The sequence below is a fragment of the Acetobacter tropicalis genome (assembly GCF_001580915.1).
In the GTDB taxonomy this organism is placed as follows: domain Bacteria; phylum Pseudomonadota; class Alphaproteobacteria; order Acetobacterales; family Acetobacteraceae; genus Acetobacter; species Acetobacter tropicalis.
The window spans coordinates 16,279-36,706 of record NZ_LHZQ01000218.1; the positions used below are offsets into that span (position 1 = coordinate 16,279).

General features: G+C 55.4%; 18 protein-coding genes, 2 tRNA genes, 3 pseudogenes and 1 other annotated feature. Of the genes and pseudogenes, 7 read left to right on the forward strand and 16 right to left on the reverse strand.

Annotated elements, in window-relative coordinates; all coding sequences use genetic code 11:
- Nucleotides 1–70: 70 nt before the first annotated feature.
- Together AD944_RS17735 and AD944_RS17740 are read right to left on the reverse strand one after the other, a co-directional pair.
- Nucleotides 71–421 (reverse strand): annotated as a pseudogene (locus AD944_RS17735) (integrase core domain-containing protein); the annotation flags it as partial.
- A gap of 73 nt (nucleotides 422–494) precedes the next feature.
- Nucleotides 495–620, reverse strand: a pseudogene (locus AD944_RS17740) (IS3 family transposase); the annotation flags it as partial.
- 99 nt (nucleotides 621–719) lie between these two features.
- Nucleotides 720–800: a sequence feature (AL1L pseudoknot), on the reverse strand.
- A gap of 916 nt (nucleotides 801–1,716) precedes the next feature.
- Here AD944_RS17740 and AD944_RS12675 point away from each other — a divergent pair.
- Nucleotides 1,717–2,685, forward strand: a pseudogene (locus AD944_RS12675) (MIP/aquaporin family protein).
- Nucleotides 2,686–2,812: 127 nt separating this feature from the next.
- Here the strand turns inward: AD944_RS12675 and AD944_RS12680 are convergent.
- Together AD944_RS12680 and AD944_RS12685 are read right to left on the reverse strand one after the other, a co-directional pair.
- Complete coding sequence (locus AD944_RS12680) at nucleotides 2,813–3,352, reverse strand: RcnB family protein (RefSeq protein ID WP_231873651.1); 540 nt, start codon at nucleotides 3,350–3,352, stop codon at nucleotides 2,813–2,815.
- A gap of 194 nt (nucleotides 3,353–3,546) precedes the next feature.
- Nucleotides 3,547–3,924, reverse strand: a complete 378-nt coding sequence (locus tag AD944_RS12685; protein WP_045541615.1) for a hypothetical protein — start codon at nucleotides 3,922–3,924, stop codon at nucleotides 3,547–3,549.
- Nucleotides 3,925–4,291: 367 nt separating this feature from the next.
- On the opposite strand from AD944_RS12685, the gene AD944_RS17600 reads away from it, so the two are divergent.
- On the forward strand, nucleotides 4,292–4,420 hold the full coding sequence (locus tag AD944_RS17600; protein ID WP_261763918.1) for a hypothetical protein: 129 nt from the start codon (nucleotides 4,292–4,294) through the stop codon (nucleotides 4,418–4,420).
- A gap of 82 nt (nucleotides 4,421–4,502) precedes the next feature.
- Here the strand turns inward: AD944_RS17600 and AD944_RS12695 are convergent, their stop codons facing one another.
- Complete coding sequence (locus tag AD944_RS12695; protein WP_145912782.1) at nucleotides 4,503–4,751, reverse strand: hypothetical protein; 249 nt, start codon at nucleotides 4,749–4,751, stop codon at nucleotides 4,503–4,505.
- A 113-nt stretch (nucleotides 4,752–4,864) separates the two neighbouring features.
- Complete coding sequence (locus tag AD944_RS12700) at nucleotides 4,865–5,074, reverse strand: hypothetical protein (RefSeq protein WP_035378606.1); 210 nt, start codon at nucleotides 5,072–5,074, stop codon at nucleotides 4,865–4,867.
- A 123-nt stretch (nucleotides 5,075–5,197) separates the two neighbouring features.
- Between AD944_RS12700 and AD944_RS12705 the strand changes: the two genes are divergently transcribed.
- Nucleotides 5,198–5,659, forward strand: coding sequence for a hypothetical protein (locus tag AD944_RS12705; RefSeq protein ID WP_035378604.1), 462 nt, complete (start codon nucleotides 5,198–5,200; stop codon nucleotides 5,657–5,659).
- Nucleotides 5,660–5,743: 84 nt separating this feature from the next.
- On the opposite strand, the gene AD944_RS12710 is transcribed toward AD944_RS12705, so the two are convergent.
- Nucleotides 5,744–6,238 carry a Spy/CpxP family protein refolding chaperone gene (locus tag AD944_RS12710; protein WP_035378602.1) on the reverse strand — a complete coding sequence of 165 codons (495 nt, stop codon included), beginning with the start codon at nucleotides 6,236–6,238 and terminating at the stop codon, nucleotides 5,744–5,746.
- Between the two features lie 431 nt (nucleotides 6,239–6,669).
- On the opposite strand from AD944_RS12710, the gene AD944_RS16840 reads away from it, so the two are divergent.
- Entirely contained in the window at nucleotides 6,670–6,846 is a 177-nt protein-coding gene (locus AD944_RS16840) for a hypothetical protein (RefSeq protein WP_156105402.1), read from the forward strand.
- A 311-nt stretch (nucleotides 6,847–7,157) separates the two neighbouring features.
- Here the strand turns inward: AD944_RS16840 and AD944_RS12715 are convergent.
- Nucleotides 7,158–7,233 (reverse strand) — tRNA-Ala (locus AD944_RS12715).
- Nucleotides 7,234–7,349: 116 nt separating this feature from the next.
- Between AD944_RS12715 and AD944_RS12720 the strand changes: the two genes are divergently transcribed.
- A complete protein-coding gene (locus tag AD944_RS12720; protein ID WP_006558819.1) occupies nucleotides 7,350–7,649 on the forward strand; it encodes a YggT family protein in 300 nt (99 codons plus the stop codon).
- 1,478 nt (nucleotides 7,650–9,127) lie between these two features.
- Here AD944_RS12720 and AD944_RS12730 read toward each other — a convergent pair.
- The 8 genes from AD944_RS12730 to AD944_RS12765 all read right to left on the reverse strand — a co-directional run bounded on the left by AD944_RS12730 (nucleotide 9,128) and on the right by AD944_RS12765 (nucleotide 16,564).
- Nucleotides 9,128–9,203, reverse strand: a tRNA-Phe gene (locus tag AD944_RS12730).
- Nucleotides 9,204–9,258: 55 nt separating this feature from the next.
- Entirely contained in the window at nucleotides 9,259–9,441 is a 183-nt protein-coding gene (locus tag AD944_RS12735) for a DNA gyrase inhibitor YacG (protein WP_006560082.1), read from the reverse strand.
- The gene (locus AD944_RS12740; protein ID WP_045541610.1) at nucleotides 9,434–10,525 is read right to left on the reverse strand and encodes a ribonuclease E/G; all 1,092 of its coding nucleotides are present in this window, start codon (nucleotides 10,523–10,525) and stop codon (nucleotides 9,434–9,436) included. The genes AD944_RS12735 and AD944_RS12740 overlap by 8 nt, the downstream gene beginning before the upstream one ends.
- Nucleotides 10,522–11,154 (reverse strand): Maf family protein, encoded by a 633-nt coding sequence (locus AD944_RS12745; protein WP_045541609.1) that lies wholly within the window; start codon nucleotides 11,152–11,154, stop codon nucleotides 10,522–10,524. The genes AD944_RS12740 and AD944_RS12745 overlap by 4 nt, the downstream gene beginning before the upstream one ends.
- A gap of 4 nt (nucleotides 11,155–11,158) precedes the next feature.
- Nucleotides 11,159–11,377, reverse strand: coding sequence for a translation initiation factor IF-1 (infA, locus tag AD944_RS12750; RefSeq protein WP_003622234.1), 219 nt, complete (start codon nucleotides 11,375–11,377; stop codon nucleotides 11,159–11,161).
- 71 nt (nucleotides 11,378–11,448) lie between these two features.
- Nucleotides 11,449–12,762: a histidinol dehydrogenase gene (hisD, locus tag AD944_RS12755; RefSeq protein ID WP_045541608.1), complete on the reverse strand. Its 1,314-nt coding sequence runs from the start codon at nucleotides 12,760–12,762 to the stop codon at nucleotides 11,449–11,451.
- Nucleotides 12,759–13,508, reverse strand: coding sequence for an ATP phosphoribosyltransferase (gene hisG, locus AD944_RS12760; protein WP_006560086.1), 750 nt, complete (start codon nucleotides 13,506–13,508; stop codon nucleotides 12,759–12,761). Before hisG ends, hisD begins: the two co-directional genes overlap by 4 nt.
- 125 nt (nucleotides 13,509–13,633) lie before the next feature.
- Nucleotides 13,634–16,564, reverse strand: a complete 2,931-nt coding sequence (locus AD944_RS12765; RefSeq protein ID WP_045541607.1) for a ribonuclease E/G — start codon at nucleotides 16,562–16,564, stop codon at nucleotides 13,634–13,636.
- A gap of 817 nt (nucleotides 16,565–17,381) precedes the next feature.
- Here AD944_RS12765 and AD944_RS12770 point away from each other — a divergent pair.
- Entirely contained in the window at nucleotides 17,382–18,179 is a 798-nt protein-coding gene (locus AD944_RS12770; protein ID WP_086898429.1) for an N-acetylmuramoyl-L-alanine amidase family protein, read from the forward strand.
- A gap of 105 nt (nucleotides 18,180–18,284) precedes the next feature.
- Nucleotides 18,285–19,958: a S10 family peptidase gene (locus AD944_RS12775; protein ID WP_082741157.1), complete on the forward strand. Its 1,674-nt coding sequence runs from the start codon at nucleotides 18,285–18,287 to the stop codon at nucleotides 19,956–19,958.
- Nucleotides 19,959–20,428: the final 470 nt, after the last annotated feature.

Genomic DNA, 20,428 nt, shown 5'->3' on the forward strand with positions numbered 1-20,428 from the left:
TGCGGTCCATTGTCGATGGGCATACGGAAGATGAATTGCCTCAGGTTTGTGGAGACGTTTTTTATCTGAACTAAGCGGCTAATGCATGTGATTTCTGTTGTGCACAAAAGTGTGATTCATCTGGCGGGATGTTTCCAATGGAGGACAGGAGCTGCCGATTGTTGAACCAGTCGCCCCACTTATGCGTTGCCAGCTCAACAGCTTCCTTGTTTTTCCATAGTCCTTGCCGATAGATGAGTTCGGTTTTGTAGAGCCGTTGATAGTCTCCACCAAGGCGTTATCATAGAAAAATCCCCAACGCTTCCGACAGAGGCAACGAGGCCTGCTTCAACCAGCCTTTGCGTGTAGCGAATAGACACATATTGACTACCCTTATCGGAATGATGGATCACTTTTCCCTCAGGCTACCTCTGGCACAGAGCCTGTCAGAGGCAGGTGTATGGAACTGACGCTGAAACAGATCCTATCGGCAGGGACGTTGCGGGTCTGGTCCCTTTGCCACGAATAACACTTTTTAGTCCCATCTGGCGCCTCAGCCGCTTTACCGTGCAGCTGGCGATAGTCCTGCCTTCGCGTCTGAGCTGATGCTAGACCTTGCGTACTCCGTAGACACGGAAGTTATCGTTCCATATTCTGCCGATTTCATGACACAGCTCTTTGTCTTTCTGGTTGCACACAAAGGGATTTTTTTGCCTGGCTACAGGGGCATAATAGACAGATGGCGCAATCGGCAGAACCTTGCAGATTGACCCGACACCATATGTCTGCCGGTGTTCCTCAATGAAGCGTGTCATGGCCTGCCGCAATGCGCGGTTCTCACGCTCCGGTTGCCTGATCTCTCCCGATCAGGAAGCTCACTTACCGCAGGTGCATTGCTCGTTCATGAAGACGGGTCCATTTTGACAGCGTGTCAGGATGAATATCCAGCTTTGGCGCTATCATCATCACTGCTGAACAACGGGACGGATGGTTTTTCTCTTCTTCCAGAACCATGCGGGCTGCACTGTCGCGGAATTCAGGCGGAAAACGCTACGATTTGTTACTCATAATTATCTCTTACCTATCGGGTCCGGCTGTCTCCACAAAACCCAGGGCAATTCAACCTGACCTAGCAGTTAGAGGGACTGCTTAACATCAAGACCCCTTTTAGTCTGGAGCTTGATATCGGTGGGCGGGGCCCCTGCCACCTCGTTGCGCGGTTGCAGTAGGGACGAGTGGCGCAAATCGAATACAACGGGACGAGCGGCAACGCCGACTGGACACTATGCTGTCTTGAGGTCTCTCAAGGTGTTTCTTTTTTAAGTCACACTAGCATCACAATCTGTTAATATAGTTGCGGGTAGAAAAGCCGGGATAGGGACTGCAAATCCTCCACGTGAACATCAAGCGCCTAACGTATGCCGCATAAGCGTGCATGAAGAGTTCTGAGCAGGATAAGTCCCGAAAAATAGATGGTCAGAATAATCAAGGTTCTCCATATAAATAATAATGTTAAATAAGTATTGTAATTATAATGTTTATCAACAAAACGTTATGTTGAATTTTATGATTGTAATGGCCACATTCTGTATTGAGCATGACACGCACAGCGCAGATATTCAGAATGTGCGTATTGTATGAATATTACTGGAATGCAAGATGCCACAAGACGAGAAGAAAAGAGATTGGTCCCACGTTCTGCCGCATCTTCATTTGCCGCACTTCCACCTTCCACATATCCGATTACCCCACATTCACTGGCCGCATTTCCACATTCATTTTCATGATCGACCGCTGGCGGGGGAGCCGCATCCTGAACGCCCCTTTCACTGGCGGCTTTATGGGTGTGAGATGGTTGCCACTGCGGTGCTCATGGTGGTCGGGCTTGCCTGCGTTATTCTGCTCTCAGCACCCCATTCATGGATAGGGGATCATCTCGCTCTGCATCCTGCCATTCAGGCGGCATTGTGCGGATTATGTTTCGGGCCGGCTGGAACAGTCGCGGCAATGACCCCCTTTGGCAAGGTCAGCGGGGCGCATCTTAATCCATCAGTCACACTGGCTTTCATGCTCTCAAAAAAAATCGTGTAGATTGATGCGCTGGGTTACATCATTTCTCAGATTATCGGTGCTGTTTTGGGAACAGCGCTTGTTTATGGCGCAGGATATTTTCTCTCTTCATGGAAAGTGCATGCGCTGGCCGTGCATTACGGCGCGACCGTGCCTTATACGGGCGTGCCTGTCTGGTTTGCGCTTGGTTCTGAAATACTGGTTACGGGTCTGTTGATTGCCACACTATACTGGTTGGCGGCGCATCCGCGTTTCAAGTGGATCACCCCTTGGATTGGAGGGATCTTCTTTTTTGTGATGAACCCACTTACCGCCTGGATTTCCGGCAACAGTGCCAATTTTGCGCGTTCGTTCGGACCAGATCTGTTTGCAGGTAACTGGAATGGCTTGTGGATTTATCTGCTAGGCCCTTTTATCGGGTCTTCTCTTGCTGTTATCGCCATTCAGGCGGATATATTGGGCAAAATTCATCTTATGGAAGCACGGTTGGTCAATTTCGGGCATCATGGGCGTGTGCCGCATATGGATGACCCGCATTTTGTCCACGAGGCCCCTGAGCATTATGAGGAGTATAAACAGCATCTTCAAATGATCTCAGAATTACAAAAACAACGCACAGTAGAAGATGACATATGAAATTGGTTGGTGAAGGCGGTAGCCTGACACACCAGAATATGTAAGGATTTTTTTATTTCCTGCTTTTACAGGCCATGATGCAAAGGCCACCCGCGCGGAGCGGGTAGCCTTTGTGGGAGAGAAAAAATTAAGGAGCCATGGAAGATGCAATGGCTCCGCTCACCACCCCCGCAATAACACCCGTGGCAATGCTGGTCAGCAGGAACTGATTGCCATACTGGAGCCAGCGGTAACCGGAAGGTGGAGCCCACAGACCGGGCCGCCCGCGCCAGTTATTAACAACCCAGCGGTCACTGTATGGGCCGTCATAACGGTCCCCGCGCTGCCATCTGCGGTTCATGTCATAATTATCAAAGTTATCGCCTCGGCCGCCTCTGGGGCCATGCCTCATCTGGCCGCCCGGTCCACCACGCGGTGGGGGCGGGGGAGTAGCGCGCATGTCTCGGCCGCCTTGTTGATAGAAGCCTCCGCGCTGGTTACCTGGACCAAACTGCTGCGCCAAAGCAGGCGAACCAAGCATCAGGATGCCGGTTGCCAGAAATGCCGCAATAGACTGTGTTTTCACCCGTTTTTCCTTCGCATAAGGGAGCATTCTGTCGTGCAGGGGGAAAATGCCCTCATGCAAACGGTGGCCTGTTTTTGAGGCTGTATTGTGGCGTTGCAGCATGGAGTTCCTCCAACATAGAAGGATAGGTGTCGCTGCCTTCAGTGGGTGTTTTTGTGAGCCCTAAGCGCATGTTTTGCGTTTAGTATTTGCCGCGTATCGGTCTGATTGCGGTGTATCTGTTTTGATACAAATCACATTAAAAAAAGACGGCCCCGTAAAGCCGCCTTTCTTGAGGGAAACTCTGGAGGAGTAGATCAGTTCTGCTGGTTGCCGTCCTGCTGGTCGTTATCGCTGCGAGACTGGTGGTTGTGGCTACCCCGTTCTCTCCTGTTCTCCCGGCGGCTGCCACCGTTACTGTCTCCCTCTTCACGATTACCGCGCATGTTGCTCATACGCTCCATGTTGCCGCCCCGCCGATTATCAGAATTGCTCCCCATGCTTTGCATATCCTGCATGCCGTTCATCGGGCCCCGGTCACCATACTGGCTGCCAGTGCCATGCCCGCGTTCACCAGATTCACCATTATGGGAGAAATGACCGTTTTGGGACTGATAGGAAGAGTCATCCTGAGCTTGTGCCATGGCAGGCAGGGCAAGCCCAAAGGCCGCAGCGAGGATAAGTGCTTTTTTCATCTCGTAATATCCTTTCCGCTGGCCAATTTGTTTGCCAGCGTTCAGGCGGACGTTATGGATCAGGATGATTTTAATAAAGGGCTGGATGAAAATATCAGCTATTCACAAAGGATGTTTTGAAAACCAGCAAATGAACCATGGTGTAATTATGATTATAGGCCGGGAGGGCAGACATATTTACGTTACACACAACGGCCTGATGAGGCTTGTTTGGACAGAATGGGGCATGTACGTTGCTGTGTGACGTAAGAGCGCCCGTTTTGTGAGGGTTGTTTCAAGGGGAGGTAAAAAGGCCTCGCAAAAGTGTGTACGCGCTAATGTGGAGCAGGATGACTTTCCGTGCGTTAAAAACGCGGGAGGTATCGTGATGACGAAAACTGAAAAAGAGAAGAAACCATCGAAGAAAGAGCGTGAACTTGATGAGTCTCTGAAAGAAAGTTTTCCGGCCAGTGATCCGCCCTCACAGGAAGATCCGGATAAAAAGGTAGGGCGTTGATACGGCTGCGCTAGCCTGAAAATCGTGTGGAAAAGCCTGCCACTCCGTGCTGGAGGGCAGGCTTTTTTGTGGAAATACTGCTTCAGTAACCGCCGCCGCCCATGCTGCCATAGGGGCCAGACTGTCTGCCGCCCTGCTGGTTTTCGTAGCCGCCACCAGGGCCGCCGCCTTCCCGGCCACTGTAATGTCCGCCATGTTTGCCACCATTTCCCCCTCCGCCGGGGCCACCAGGACCACCCATTCTGTCGCCTCCAGGGGGCGGAGGCATGCAGGCGGCCAGAGTACACGTTGCCAGAAGAGCAGCAAGGGCAGTGAGGGCTTTCGGTTTCACGAATAACATCTCCAAAAAGCGTATGGGAAAAGAAGCATCCGGTAGGAAAACGAAAAATTTATGGCAGAACCAGAGGCAATAAAGGCCGGGATGAAAAAATCAGGAAGCCCACGTCAATTATAAAGGCCAAGCGGGCCAGCAAACATCCATAATCCGGCAATCAGCAAAACGCCTGTCACAATAACGGGGAGGATCACCGCCACCAGAAAACTCCGGTTTGTTGGCTGGGGTGCGGGAATACCTGCCTCGCGGAAAATGGCGTCTGCCCGCGCATCCGCTTCGGCATCTTCGGGGTTTTCTTCGGTCCAGTTCTCTTCTGGCATAGGGGAGATACTCCTGCGGCAAATATGTGCGTCTTGTAGCGTAGTCTGACAGAAAGAGCCCTGTTTTCGTCACAATGCTTCCGCACGTCGATCTGGCACAAAAACGAACTGTCAGGCGTGTGAATGATCAAAAATCCGGCCGTGGGCCTTGCGTGTGTCTGCCTGTTTCTGGCGGGATGCGCCTCTCATCGGCATGATGACGCACAGAGTGTCTGCCAGCAAGGGCCATCAGGCCAGGCCCGTCATGGCATGCACGGCACATTTCTCAGCAGTGTAGGAAAAACAGTTGGGGGTGCCATGCCAATGGCCCTGAATGCCATACCCGGTGTAGGGGGTGTGGCGGGTGGCCTTGCCGGTATGGGTATGCAGCAGGCCATGGGTGGCTTTACAGGCGGTCCCGGTCATTCCCTGGGGCAGGATGATGGGTTCCGTCAGAATGGCTTTGATCGGCACAAACCGCCTACTGAGGATGAGGAGGACGCCGCGCAGAGCCAGAGAAACGTTAAAACTATTCCCTGCAGGCCGGAAGAAGACGATATGCCCGATCTGCATGCGGAGGATATTCATATGGAAGAGACGCGCTAGTCTGGTTCGCGTCGATACCGTGGAGCATAGGAAGCCTGCTTGCCAGTAAAAAGGCTGCCCCGAGAGGCAGCCTTTCTTGTGGTTTTACTTGTCCGCTGCGGGGGCAGTAGGGGCAGGCGGCGGGGGCGGCGGAAGGCAGGGTGCTTCTTCTTTCTTGGCAGCAATCTGAGCAAGCTGCTTTTTGGTCAGCACATCATGAATTTGCACTTCTTTTTGCAGGTGCTGGGTTTCGCGGTTGGTGCGCAGGGTATCCAACTGCTGCGTAAGCGCTGTGAGCTGGTTGGTATCAACCTGACCTGGTGTGGTCAGTAGTGTGCGGATCTGTTCATGAATGGCGTGTTCCTGTTCCATATCCGCTTTGGGGTCTGGACGGTTTGCTTCCATGATCGCCTTGATCTTCTTTTTCTGAGAAGATGTCAGCTTAACGCCATCCAGAGAGAGGATGTGGCCGTGCGGGTGGCACATGCCATGGTGCGGCGGAGGTGGCGGCGGCGCGGAAGTTTCATCAGCCCGGGCCAAAGAGCCTGCCGCCGTGAACATTCCAAAAGTAAGGGCCGTGGCCAGCAAAGCTTTTTTCATTCCAAATGCCTTATGTCGTCATCAAAGGGAGAGGCACCGTGCAGGCACCTTTCCATAGAGCCATGATAGGAAGGGATATGTGGTGATAAAATGGCGCATTTGTGGAGGAAGCGATAAAATGATGCTCCCGCCTGATCTGGAAGGAAAACGGCTAAAAAAACAGAATTTAATCCAAAAAACGAATAAATAGGAATTATTTAAAAATAAAATAACTCAATATAGTGTGATATAAAACAAGACCAAATTTGTTCTGTTACTTCAGGTATAAAATACAGAATTGACGTATCAAGAAAAAAGAGTAGCCTCCAAAAACAGAGGTTACTGCGTTTCCTGCATAGATGGAGGCGCGGAAACTTCATGTTTTTTATGCTGCCTGTGGCCAAAAAGGCTGGTGAAAAAAGCCGCTTTTCCCACTGGCGCACATTGGAGGCATGGATATGGGCTTGTACGGCGCTATCATTTTTTTCGGGGTGGATCTTATTCTGTTCGGCTTGGGGCTGCATGATATCAGTTTTGCTGCTTTCACAGCCGCATTCGTGTTGCCCGGCATTATTATGGGGGCCTATGCAGGACACGGCGTGAAGCAGGACAATATTGAACAGGCCTGAATTTGTTTTTCAGGTGGCCTGCTGCAACGGGCTGACATCATGCCTGTATGGGACCGCCCATGCAGGCATTTTTTATAGCAGGTGGTTTCGAGCCTGTTCTTAATCTCAACGCGCACGAGAACAGAGCTTAGCTTATTCGTTTATTGCGAAATTAAAGTAAGGGCCGCCCACTGCTTCTGTGCTGCACTATAATCCCCATTAAAATGAAGTCACCCAAAAAGCCAAAGAACTTGGGCATCACTAAAAACACGACGGTCAAGTTTACAATTTTTCAGGGAAAACGTTTTAAATCAAAGAATTAAGACAGGCGATGGTGGAGCTGAGGGGAATCGAACCCCTGACCTCCTCATTGCGAACGAGGCGCTCTCCCAACTGAGCTACAGCCCCGCCTGTATGGTTTTTGGGTGTATAGGGCTTACTAATAGCGTGTCAAGCTGTATTGTGGCATGGTTTTGGCATGGAGGTGTTCGCCTTCAATGCTTTGAATTCAAAGGAGTTGCCGCTTGCTGTTTGGCCTTTTTTCACTGTTGATGCGGTTGCTGAACATTTATTGCTGGATTCTGCTCCTGTCCTGCATTTTCATCAATCTTTGCATGTTCGGCATTCTGGATAGCCGTAACCAGTTGGTCTGGAAGGTGGGCGTGTTCTTTAATCGCCTGACAGAACCGGTGCTGGAACCCGTGCGGCGCCTGTTGCCCATGCCGGGGGGAATAGATTTCAGCCCCATGGTTGTGTTGCTGGGTATTCAATATGTTGTGCAACCCATTCTGGTTGAATTGTTCAGAATGCTGATAATGCGTTAGGCCACAGAGGGGCGATGTGAAGCAGTTCGCATCGCCTTGTTTTTTATCCTAAGGGCGTTCGGTCACGAACGCCCTTTTTTGTGAGTGCACGGTTTTCCATTACTATTAAACAGGGGTAGCTCACCTTCTTTTCTGTCTTACAAGCGCATAGCTGCAAAGGGAGGCTAAGGTCGCTCTTCTTAGGTAGGAACAAATACCAGCACTTTTGGAGCAGTTTGTATCATGCTGGCCTGAATGTTTTGTGGGTGGAGAACGTTTTCCTGATCAGGTCTTATGAGAAACGTTTTTTACTCTGCCATAGCGTTTCAACTATTTTTATAACCTTCTCGTTATTTATTTAATTTTCCGAATGGGTTTTATTTACGAAAACAGATTCGATATTTTGTCTGTCCTGATTTTATAGGCTTCACCAGAGGAGATGGAGGGTTTCAAAACCCCTTCTTTCCCGCCCGTATAAAAAATCGTAACCCATTGATATTTCTACTATTATAAAAATTAAAATAGGGGTTTTTAGAACCCTCCAGATGAGGATTTTCATGGTGTTATTGCAGGCCATAAAGGCGCAATCAACAGATATGCCAATTTTCAAAGTTCTGCATATTATGTTTTTTGGTCAAACATTTTTGTTCTTTTTGATCATGGTAACACCCAGGTTTTTTCAAGGGCACGATGCTTCCGGTAATTGAAGAGGCGGGAGTATTCAAGAATATTGTTTATAAAATCTGCTTTCTTTCAGATTTCATCATCGCAACTCCAGATGCGAACGTTGCTGGTCAGGCATTGTGCAGAAGGAGTGATATAATTGCGTATGTGCAGGCAGACAGAGGGGCAGCAAGGTAACATGCGCCGGTAAGACGCATGAAGCTGGGCTGGAGCATCAAGAAGACGCTCTGCTTCGTCCGGGCGGGTTCATTGCATTCAGTGTGCTGCATCCTTGTTTTATTACACCGGGCTTGAAATGGCAGAAGGATGACCACGGTCAGACAACCGGCCTCTGCGTTGCACGCTATTTCAGCAAACAAAGTTTTATAGAGAACTGGAAATTTGGGGATCGCCCCAAAGATGAGAATGTAATGCCGTTCTCTGTCCCTCGTTTTCCAAGGACTATCGGAGACTATCTCAATGCCGTTGCTTCTGCCGGCTTTCGCATCACACGAATAGAAGAGCCTCAACCAACTGAACACACCTGTAAAATAGCGCCACGATTCCGCAGATGGCGTGACCTCGCGGCGTTCCTGCTGATGGTCAGAGGGAACGCCCGAAGTGAGGGCTATGGGACGCCTTCAGGCGTGCATCCTGGCCTGAGAATATTATGCGCTTTCCATGAGAGATGCCGCCATTGGAAGAGCACCAAAAAAACAGACTGTGTCTGTGCGACGCGCTTATGGCCCAAAGTCTGAGGAAGTATTTCCTGCCAGATGCACAAACATCTGTGAAAATACACATCAAAGCTTCACGATTCTAGGGGGAGTCTAAAATGGTGCCCAAGGGCGGGATCGAACCACCGACACTGCGATTTTCAGTCGCATGCTCTACCAACTGAGCTACTTGGGCACCGCAGCCTCGCGGCGTGAGAGGGGGTTTATCTCAGCCTGCGTGCGGGATCAAGTCACCTTTCGTCATTTCTTTCGTCTTTCTCCATATTTTCTTCGTCAACCGGGGGGCCGGGGATGCGGTACTGCCCGGTAAACCAGCGCCCGAGGTCAATATCCGCGCAGCGCTGGGAGCAGAACGGCCGTGTGGCCTGCTGGGTAGGTTTGCCGCACACGGGGCAGGAAGCTGTTTTAGTCATGGTCAGTCGTCCAGAAAAAATCCGGCAGGGAAGGGTCAAGTGTTACGGCCAGAGCCTTGCCGCGCTGGGTAATGCAGTCCGCCAGTGCCTGCGGGTCTTTTTCCAGCGCGGTGATGATCCCCAGCCCACCTCGAATTTGGGTCGCGTCGGGATGATTGGCAAGAATAATGCGCAAGGCTGCTAGAGCCTGTCCATGCGGGCAGGAGAGGAGTTCCGGCAGGGAAGGGTGGATACGGGCCCGGACAATTTCCACCAGCCCCAGCGCCGTAATACCAAGGCAGCGTGGGCGCAATGGGTCTGCCTGTAGCATCGCTTTAATGGGTTCCAGCAGGGCCTGACGCTTGCGGGTGGAAAGGCCTGCAGGGTCAATCAGGATAGCCCCGGAGAGGTTGCGTAGCCTGATCTGTTGAAACAGGGCGGGCAGAGCATCCCGGTTGGCGGCAAACTGGGCCGTCTGTTTCGTCCAGCCTGTTGCCGTTGGGGGCGCGTCCATATCAATGGCGATCAGCGCAGGGGTGGGCGTGATGCTCGCCGTCATGCCGCCGGGCAGGGAGACGCTTGCCTCCGCCAGTGCATCGCAGGCGTGGGCTATGGCTTCAGGGAAAGGGCTGAGGGCCTGCTCACGACGGTCTCGCAAGGTTGGGGGGATCAGTGCCGCCGCAGCAGCGGAATCCACAGTGATGCGCGCCTGTGGCCAGCGGTCTGCCAGTCGCTCAAGTGGTGTCGGGCCACGGGTTAGCAGGCAGGGTTTGTCTGGCAGGGGTGTGGCAGGTGGTTCCTGTGCCTGCACACGCAGGCCTTTGCCGCCTTGCGCCGCACGGGTTACGCGCACGGTAAGCATCTGGCCTTCCGTAACGGGGTCCTTTCCGTTCTGTATGGGAAGAAAACCGCTTTCCCCTTTGCCCAGATCCACAAAAGCACCACCCATGGCGGGCATAAGGGCGCTGATGCGGGCCTGATACACGTCTCCTACCCCATCAGGGGCGGCAGGCCGCCACAGAGCGTAGTCGAGAAGAGTGTTGTGCTGGGTAACGGCAAGCCGAAGCTCGCCGGGGAAGAAGGCAACGCGGAGAACGGTGCTCACGGAAGCCAGTGGCCCGGCTGACCACGGAGCAGTTGCGCCGTTTCAAACAGGGGTAGGCCGATGACACCAGAGGCGCTACCGGAAATAAAGCGGATAAACCCGGCAGCATGCCCTTGCAAAGCATACCCCCCCGCTTTGCCCTGCCAGTCTCCGGCATCCAGCAAGGCCTCAATCTGATGGTCGGTGAGGCGGGAGAAAGTGACAGCCGTTTCCACCACGCGCTCTCCCGTGCGGCCATCAGGCCACGCAGCAGTAGGCACGCAGCGCAAGGCTGTGAGCACCGTATGGCGGCGGCCGGAAAGCAGGGTCAGGCATTTGCGTGCCGTTTCCCGGTCTTCCGCCTTGGGAAGAATACGGCGGCCAAGGGCCACAACCGTATCAGCCCCCAGCACAAGGGCAGGTTCTGTTATCTGATGGGCAACAGCCGCGGCCTTTTCTGCCGCCATACGGCGCACGTATGGGCGCGGCTGTTCGTCACGCTGCGGTGTTTCATCAATATTGGCGGGAAAAACGCGGTCTGGCGTCAGCCCCAGCTGGGCCAGAAGGTCCAGCCGACGGGGCGATGCCGAAGCCAGCACAAATGCAGGACGCACCGCTGTTTCCGCGCCAGCAGGCCCGGAGGCGGTCATCGTCTTACTTGAAGCGGAAAGTGATACGACCTTTGGAAAGGTCATACGGTGTCATTTCAACGTTCACGCGGTCACCAGCCAGAACGCGGATACGGTTTTTGCGCATCTTGCCGCTGGTGTGTGCCAGAATCATGTGTTCGTTGTCGAGTTTCACACGGAACATCGCGTTGGGCAGCAGTTCGGTCACTGTGCCGCTAAATTCAATCATGTCTTCTTTAGACATGGCGTCCTTCGTTCATTTTCAAGCCTCGTTACAGTTGGGATGAGCAGATATGGGTGAGGGACCGTATCCGGTCAAGCGTTAGGTGTTCCCTTTGCCAGAACATCCAGCCGGGCCGAGATGCTCAGCGCATGGGCTTCAAGCCCTTCCGCATGTGCCAGCGCCACCCCGGCAGGGCCAATACGCCGCAGCGCATCCGGCCCGCCAGAGAGGAACGTGGTACGTTTCATGAAATCAAAAACAGACAGGCCAGAGGCAAAGCGCGCGGTGCGTGATGTGGGCAGTACGTGGTTGGGGCCACCCACGTAATCGCCCACCGCTTCCGGGCAGAAACGGCCAAGGAAAACCGCGCCAGCGTGCCGTACACGGGCAAACAGGCTTTCCGGATCATCCACCATCAGTTCCAGATGTTCCGGGGCCAGACGGTTGGCCAATGTGACTGCTTCTTCCAGCGAGCGCACAATCAGAACAGCGCCATTACGCTTCCAGCTTGCGCCCGCAATGGCAGACCGGGTGAGGGTACGCAGTTCCGTTTCAACTGCCGCAATAACGGTATCAGCAAACGCGGCATCTGGGGTGATCAGCGTGGCCTGCGCAAGTTCATCATGTTCGGCCTGCGCCAGAAGATCGAGTGCAATCAGGCGCGGGTCTGTTGCCGAATCGGCAATCACCACCACGTCAGACGGCCCGGCAATGCTGTCGATTCCCACATGGCCGAACACCTGCCGCTTGGCTTCCGCCACATAGGCATTGCCGGGGCCAACAATACGGTCAACCGGGCGAATGGTCTTGGTGCCGAACGCCATGGCCCCTACGGCCTGTGCCCCGCCCACACGGTAAATTTCTGTCACGCCGGCGCGGTGTGCCGCGGCCAGAACCAGCGGGTTGATCACACCGTTGGGTGTGGGCACGCACATGGCCAGACGCTCCACCCCGGCTACACGGGCGGGAATGGCGTTCATCAGCACGGAGGAAGGATAGGCCGCCTTGCCACCCGGCACATACAGGCCCACGGCATCCAAGGGAATCCAGCGGAGCCCCAGTGTCATCCCCACATCATCCGTGTAGCGGATATCCTGTGGCATCTGGGCCTTATGGAAGGATTCAATGCGGTCTGCCGCAACATCCAGCGCAGCCAGAAGATCCGGGCTGACCTGCGTCCGGGCTTTTTCCACTTCCTCTGCTGTAAACGCCAGTTTTTCGGGCGTGAGGGGAAGATGGTCAAATTTTTCCGTCAGCGCGCAGAGGGCCGTATCTCCGTCACGCCGCACCTGGGCCAGAATGTCCGCAACGGGGGCATGCACTTCCTGCCCCTGTTCTTCCCGCGCATCCAGAAGGGAGGAGAAAGCGGCTTCAAAGCCGGGGTCACGGATATCAAGGCGTTTCATGAAGACTGTTCTGCCTCAGCTTTTTCGGTCTGTCGGGCGTTGGCCTCAAGGGCGGTGCGAAAACTGTTGATAATGGCTGAAATCTCTTCAGGCCGCGTTTTCAGCGCCGTTCTGTTCACAATCAGGCGGCTGGTTACGTGCGCAATGGTTTCCACTTCGCGCAGGCCATTGGCGCGCAGGGTGGAGCCGGTATCCACCAGATCCACAATCAGGCGGGAAAGGCCCAGCATGGGGGCTAGTTCCATCGCGCCATGCAGATGGACAATATTGGCGTTGATGCCGCGAGCCGCAAAATAACGGCGGGTGACGGCGGGATATTTGGTGGCAGCCCGAACCTCGGACCAGCGCGCCCATTCGGCGGGGTCATGCGGCAGGGTGTTGGGCTGGGCAATGGAAATCCGGCATGCGCCAATGCCCAGATCAAGCGGGGCATAGATTTCAGGGTAGTCAAATTCCATCAGCACGTCTGCGCCGCAGATGCCTACCTGCGCCCCGCCAGAGGCGACAAAGGTTGCCACATCAAAGGAGCGCACGCGCACAACATCCACGCAGGGGTCTTGCGTGGGAAAACGTAGCTTGCGGCTGTTATCGCCCAGACAATCATCACTGGGCGCCAGCCCTGCCTGTTTCAGCAGGGGGGTAACCGCTTTCAGGATACGGCCTTTGGGGAGAGCCAGCACCATGGGGGCCCGTTCTTCCGTGCCCAAAGGGCGTACGGGTTGAAGGTCAGGCTGAGGCACGGTCATGAAAACTCCGGTCGGGCAGCAGGGGCAAGAGTGCGTGACGGCGGCACTCCTAGCACAAGGCGGCCCGGTATCAAAGGCAGAGCACCTGCCCGAAGAGACTTAATGCGTCTCTCCGGGCAGAAAGCTCAGCGGCGCCACCATCCAGTGCGGCGGCGGGAAGCTGGTTGCTCATCATCAATGACAATCGGCTGCACCACGGAAGGATCAGCCGCGTCCTTGCTGTCTTCCGCCGGAGCTGCCTCGGTTTTTGTGGCGACAGAGGCCGCTTTGGCTGCCGTGCGGCGGCGGCGTGCTGCCGGCTTTTCGGCCTCTACAGCCGGAGCTTCAGCGTCAGCAGCGTCTGCAACGGAAGCCGTCTCCACCTTTTTCCGCGTGGTGCGGCGGCGGGTGCGGGGCTTGGCTTCTTCCTCGGCATCCGCTTCAGGTGCGGCTTCGGTTTTGGCTGTGGGGTCGGCCTTTTTGCGCGTCACACGGCGGCGGCGCGGTTTTGGGGCTTCTTCCTCGGCAGTTGCGTCAACGCTTTCAGCAGCAGGTTCCGGAGCCTCCGCCGCAGTTGCGGGGGCTTCCTCTTCTGCGGTCCGCGTTGCCGTGCGGCGGCGGCGTGTGGGCCGTCTGCGGGCAGGCTTTGCCTCTTCCGGCTCAACAGCAACGGTTTCCACCGTTTCTTCCACCTGCGGGGCAGCGGAGACTGAAGCAGGCGCTTCGGCTTCCACCACGGCTTCCGTTTCCACAATGACCGGGGCAGCCTTTACGGGCTCAACCGGAGCGGACGTCTTGGCAGGGGCCGGGGTGCGGGCAGGCTGTGGAGCCGGTTCCGGCTCGGCCATGCTGCTTTCGATCAGATCGAAAATATCGATGCTGCCGCCAAACGGGTTGGCAGGGGTCGGCCCCTGCCATGTGGGACGGGACGGCCGCGGAGCCGGACCTTCCTCAATCGCAACCCGGATCTGGGGCTGCTCTTCACGCTGCACGCGGGAGTGACGTGTGCGGCGACGGCCCGGAACCAGATTATCTGTTGCCTCGGAGTCGGCATCTGCCTGTGTGGGGGCAGGCTGTTCCGCTGCGGCAACCGGTGCAATCTGTTCAGGTGCCTGATCCTGGCTGTGCTGAGCTTCCTCCCGATTCCCGTTGCCACCACGGCGACGACGGCGACGGCGACGACGACGCGGCTCGTCCTCACCTGCGGCAGCCGTTTCCGGCACGGCGGCTGTCTCTGCAATAGCAGCGGCAGCGACAGGAGCCTCGGCCTGAGCTTCAATCACCGGCGCTTCATCTGCCACCACATTTTCAATGGGTGCTAGAACGGTTGGCGCACGGTTTACCCGCGGGGGCTGGCGGCGCTCAATCCGGATTTCCGGGATAGGCAGGGAGGAATCCGCCGCAAACAGGATTTCCATGTGGTGGCGTTTTTCGATTTCCGCCAACCAGTCGCGCTTGTTGTTCAGCACATACAGCGCAATCTCTCCGGCCACATGCACCGTAATGGCGGACGCACGGCGGCGTGCCCCTTCTTCTTCCACAGCGCGCAGCACATGCAGGGCCGAGCTTTCAATGCCACGCACCATGCCGGTGCCCTGACAGTGCGGGCAGGGCGTGAACGCAGCTTCCGCCACGGACGGGCGCAGCCGCTGGCGGGACATTTCCAGTAGCCCGAAATGGGAGATGGAGCCCATTTGGATGCGGGCGCGATCATGGCGCAGCGCGTCTTTCAGGCGGCGCTCGATCATGGTGTTGTGGCGGCGGGACTCCATATCAATGAAGTCGATCACAATCAGGCCAGCCAGATCACGCAGGCGGAGCTGGCGCGCGACTTCATCAGCCGCTTCCTGATTGGTGCGGAAGGCTGTTTCTTCAATGTTGCGCTGGCTTGTGGCCTTGCCGGAGTTCACGTCAATCGCAACAAGGGCTTCTGTCTGGTTGATGACCAGATACCCGCCAGACCGCAGGGAAACCACGGGCGAGAACATGGCGTCCAGATGCCCTTCCACATGATAGTGGGTAAAGAGCGGCTGGTTTTCCTTGTTCCACAGGCGCACCTTCTCGGCGTGCTGGGGCATGAGCAGGCGCATGAAGTCCCGCGCGGCTTTCCACCCGCTTTCTCCATCCACCAGAATTTCATTGATCTCACGCGTGTACACATCGCGGATGGCGCGTTTTACAAGGCTTGCTTCCTCGTAAATCAGCGCGGGAGCGACCGACTGAAGCGTGAGTTCACGAATATCATCCCACAGATGCAGCAGATATTCGCAGTCACGCGTAATTTCCGGACCGGGCCGCTGGGCGCCTGCCGTCCGCACAATCATGGCCATGCCACGGGGCAGGTTGAGGTCGGACACAATATCCCGCAGGCGGCGACGGTCTGCTACGGATGTAATCTTGCGGGACACCCCGCCGCCACGCAGCGCGTTGGGCATCAGCACACAATAGCGGCCAGCCAGCGAGATATAAGTGGTAAGGGCCGCACCCTTGTTGCCGCGTTCTTCCTTGACCACCTGAACCAGCAGCACCTGGCGGCGGCGGATGACTTCCTGAATACGGTAGTTGCGCATGAAGCGGGCAATCCGCTTCTGGATCAGCGCTTCTTCGCCAGTGTCGGTTTCACCGCCGACATAATCAGGGGTCTTGCTGCGGCCATTGGTGCGGGGAGCGTCTTCGTTCCCTTCGGCGGAGGCTTCGGTTTCCGCGTCTTCGGACTCGTCAGACTCCGTCAGATCCGTTTCGGCTTCGGTCTCATCGGTCCCGTTGTCGGCATCATCCAGCAGGGTTTCTTCTTCAGCCTGCAGGGCGAGCAGCTTTTCACGGTCGGCAACCGGAATCTGGTAGTAGTCCGGGTGGATTTCGCTAAAGGCCAGAAAACCATGGCGGTTGCCGCCATATTCAACAAAGGCGGCCTGAAGGCTGGGCTCTACGCGAACAACGCGGGCAAGGTAGATGTTTCCTTTGAGCTGCTTTTTTGCAGCCGCTTCAACATCATAATCTTCAAGTCTGTTTCCATCCATAACGACAACGCGCGTTTCTTCCGCGTGCGTCGCATCGATCAGCATACGCTTTGACATAAAAAGAAAAACTCCGGTGTGCCGGTGGCCGGCCTGTCCGGTGCGTCCGCTTGGGCGGGTGGGCACGGAACGGGGGCTCTTCCGGCAGGCGAGAATAGGTATTTACGACATAATGAGGGGCAGCGGCCAACCCGGACAGTGAGGTGACGGCAGAGGCACGAAAACAGGAGTCTGTTTCCCCTCTGGTCATGCGCTCAACGTATAGGCTCCGGGCGATGGTCATGTATCCTTCAACCAAAATTTCCTGCTCCCATCCGCGCGGGGCGGCGCTGTAACGCCAGCCGCGCCCTTTGACGTGAAAAGGAGCGGAAACAGGATGCATGACGGGCAATCTGCCTTGGGCCATGCCTACTCACCATGACGCAAAGTGCAACAAACCGCAAGCCATTCAGAATAACTGTTTTTTAGACCTTTCTACGGTGTCATGGTTTGGACATTATCTTTCTTCAGTATCGTCGCAATTTTCAGGGTGCGAGAAATCATGCCGCCAGAGCACCAGCCATTACAGCCTTTCTTCATGCCCACGTTCCATACGGTGGAGGGAGCGCCAGCCCCTGTGTGGGCCAGCCATAGGGCTACGGCATCCGGGCTGAAAGGCCAGGCAGGGGAGGCCGCAGGCCCCTTTGCTGCAGAGGGCGGTTTGTGTCAGGTTGCCACTGGTGTCTCTCCGGGCAGTTCTGCTGAAGGGGATGCCGCGGGGCTGGAGCCAAAGGAGCAAAGCAGCGTGTTCCCATATCATGCCAAGGCCGGTTTTTCGGCAGGTTCCCTTCTGTTGCCCACGCGGCGCGGGCTCATCAGGGGCGGGGCAGGTCTGGTGATGTTGGGGGCAACTGGTTCTGTAGCGCAGGCCGCCGCGCATGGTGGTAGCGGCGCTGCAAAGCATACGCTGTCAGCCCCTGCCATTGTGGGCAAGGCCAAGCCAGCCCTGCCTCTTGTCATGCTGGACCCCGGCCACGGCGGGAAGGACCCCGGAGCCATTGGCTTTTCTGGCACGTATGAAAAACACGTGGCGGAAGCAGCGGCGGCGGAACTGCAACGCCAACTGGTGGGCACGGGCCGCTACCGCGTGGCGATGACGCGCACGTCTGACCGCTTCATTCCGTTGGATGGCCGCGTGGAACTGGCGCAACAGCACGGGGCGTCCCTGTTTATCTCCATGCATGCGGATGCGCTGCATAATGCCTCCGTGCGGGGGGCAAGCGTTTACACACATTCCCATGGCGCATCTGATAGTCAGACTGCGGCCCTTGCCCAGACAGAAAACAGTGCAGACCGGTTTGGCGGCCCGCTGGTGCAGGGGGCATCGCCAGAAGTGCAGCAGATTCTGGCCAGTCTGGTGACGGAAGAGGCGCGCCGGGGTTCGGCCCATATGGCCAGTGCCGTGGTGTCTTCCTTCCAGACCCGCATCGCGCTGTTGCCGCACCCACATCGGCACGCCGCATTTGCCGTGCTGAAATCGGCGCAGATCCCATCTGTTCTGGTGGAAATGGGCTTCATGTCCAACCGTCTGGATGAAGCCGCGCTGCGGCAGGCCGGGCACCGGGCCATGGTGGCGGGGGCCATGTGTAACGCGGTCAACCGGTATTTTGCCTCCGCCGGGGTTGGGTTGGGGTAAAAGACAACGGGAAAATTGTTACCAAACGGAAAGGAACCCTCTTGGCGGGTGGCTCGGTTTGTTTATAAAATGAAATATTATAACATGACTGAGTGATGCAAAGAGATGAAACAGAGCTATCGTGCCGGCGTAAAACTGGCCTCCCTTCTGGCCAGCGTTTCCGTGCTGGGGGCCGGTATGCTGGTTGCGCAGCCAGCCGCATGGGCTGAAGACGCCAAACCCGCCGCTGAAACTGCCAAGGCCAAGGATGGCGCGGCAGACTTTTTTACCAAACCGCAGAGCGTGACCTCCACCGGCTCCGTTACGGTGCATGGGGCGCATATTGACTATCAGGCTGTCTCCGGCACGCTGATAGTGCATCCCAAAGGCTGGGATGACGCCGTTCTGCCTGATGAGGACAAGGATAAAAAAACACCAGCAGCGGCTTCCATTTTTTATGTGGCCTATTTCAAGAAAGGTGTTCGCCCGGAAAATCGCCCCATTACATTCATTTATAATGGTGGGCCCGGCTCCTCCACCGTATGGCTACATATGGGTGCGTTTGGCCCCAAAAAGGTTGTTACGGCGGATGATGCACACACACCTGCCGCGCCCTATGCCATTGTGAACAACAATGACAGTCTGCTGGATGTATCTGACCTTGTGTTTATTGATGCGCCCGGCACCGGCTATGGCCGTCTGACCGGCACGGACAAGGAAAAAACGTTCTTTGGCACGGATGCAGATGCCCGTGCCTTTACGGACTTCATTGCCCAGTTTCTTTCCCGCTATGGGCGCTACAATTCCCCCAAATATCTGTTTGGGGAAAGCTACGGCACCACCCGTTCCGCCATTGTTGCCAACCAGTTGGCGGATGATAAAGGCATTGATCTGAACGGCGTTATCCTGCTCTCACAAATTCTGAACTACGATAACGATATTGATGCCGCGCAGATGAATCCCTCGGTGGATCAGCCTTATGTGCTGGCCCTGCCCAGCTATGCCGCCACGGCGTGGTATCACAAGCGTATTCCCAATCAGCCGAACGATCTGAAGGGCTTCTTGCAGGAAGTGGAGCATTTTGCGCTAACGGACTATACGGCCGCCCTGCAGGATGGAAACAGCATCACGCCAGAAAAACGGGATGCCATTGCCCAGAAACTGCATGACTATACCGGCCTGCCTGTGGACTACATCAAAAAGGCAGATCTGCGCGTAAACGGCGGAGAATTTGAAAAAACCCTTCTTGGGGATAAAGGGGTTGATACAGGGCGTCTGGATAGCCGCTTCTCTGGCCCCACCATGGACCAGCTTTCCCAATATCCGTTTTATGATCCGCAATCTTCGGCCATGTCTTCCGCCTATATTGCTGCGTTTAATGATTACGCGCGCAACACGCTGCATTACGGCAATAGCTCCGTGGTGGGTGATGGGTATCAGGAATACAAATTCTTCTCAGACGCCATTACAAAGTGGGATTTCTCACACGCGCAGCCGAATACGGATTTCCCCATTCATGGGGCTGTAAATGTGCTGCCTGATCTGGCCTCGGCCATGAAGCATAACACCAGCCTGAAAGTGATGCTCAACCAGGGCTATTATGATCTGGGAACCCCGTATTTCGAGGGGATTTATGAAATGCGGCATCTGCCGATTTCTCATGATTTGAGCAAGAATATTCAGATTGTGCAGTATGAATCCGGGCACATGGTCTATGCGCATCAGGACTCTCTGGCCCAGTTGCATGATAACGTGGCTAAGTTCATTACCGGCACCTACTCACCGCTTGCTGGTAAATAAAATAGTCCGTTCAGCCTATTTTGAAAAAGCCCGTCAGATCAGTCTGGCGGGTTTTTTATATGTGAAAGCAGTGGCTTGTCTTAACCAGTCGTCTCGCTGCGGCGTTTCCTATGATCTTTGCGGCTTTCAAGGTACGGTGTCAGCTTACGGCTGTGGCGTTCTACCCTGCGTGCCTGACATCTGATGTGGTAAAGGAGAGAGCGCATGTCTCCAGAGATTGGGGCGTAGACGTCTCTTTCCGTTAAGGTAGCCTGCTTTGCGTGTGCTTCAGGATGGCCATGAGGACGCTGACGGCAAGCCCTGCCAATGCTCCCAAACCAAACCAGTATAGAAGACCTTTCTCAAAGTCCCGATACAGACACAGAAAAAGTGCGAGAACAGGCCAGCAGAACCGGAGAAGTTGATACGCTTTTCTCCGGCTCTGGGCGAGCGGAAAAAGCTTGCAGGTGCGGGGCTGGAGGCGTTCATGC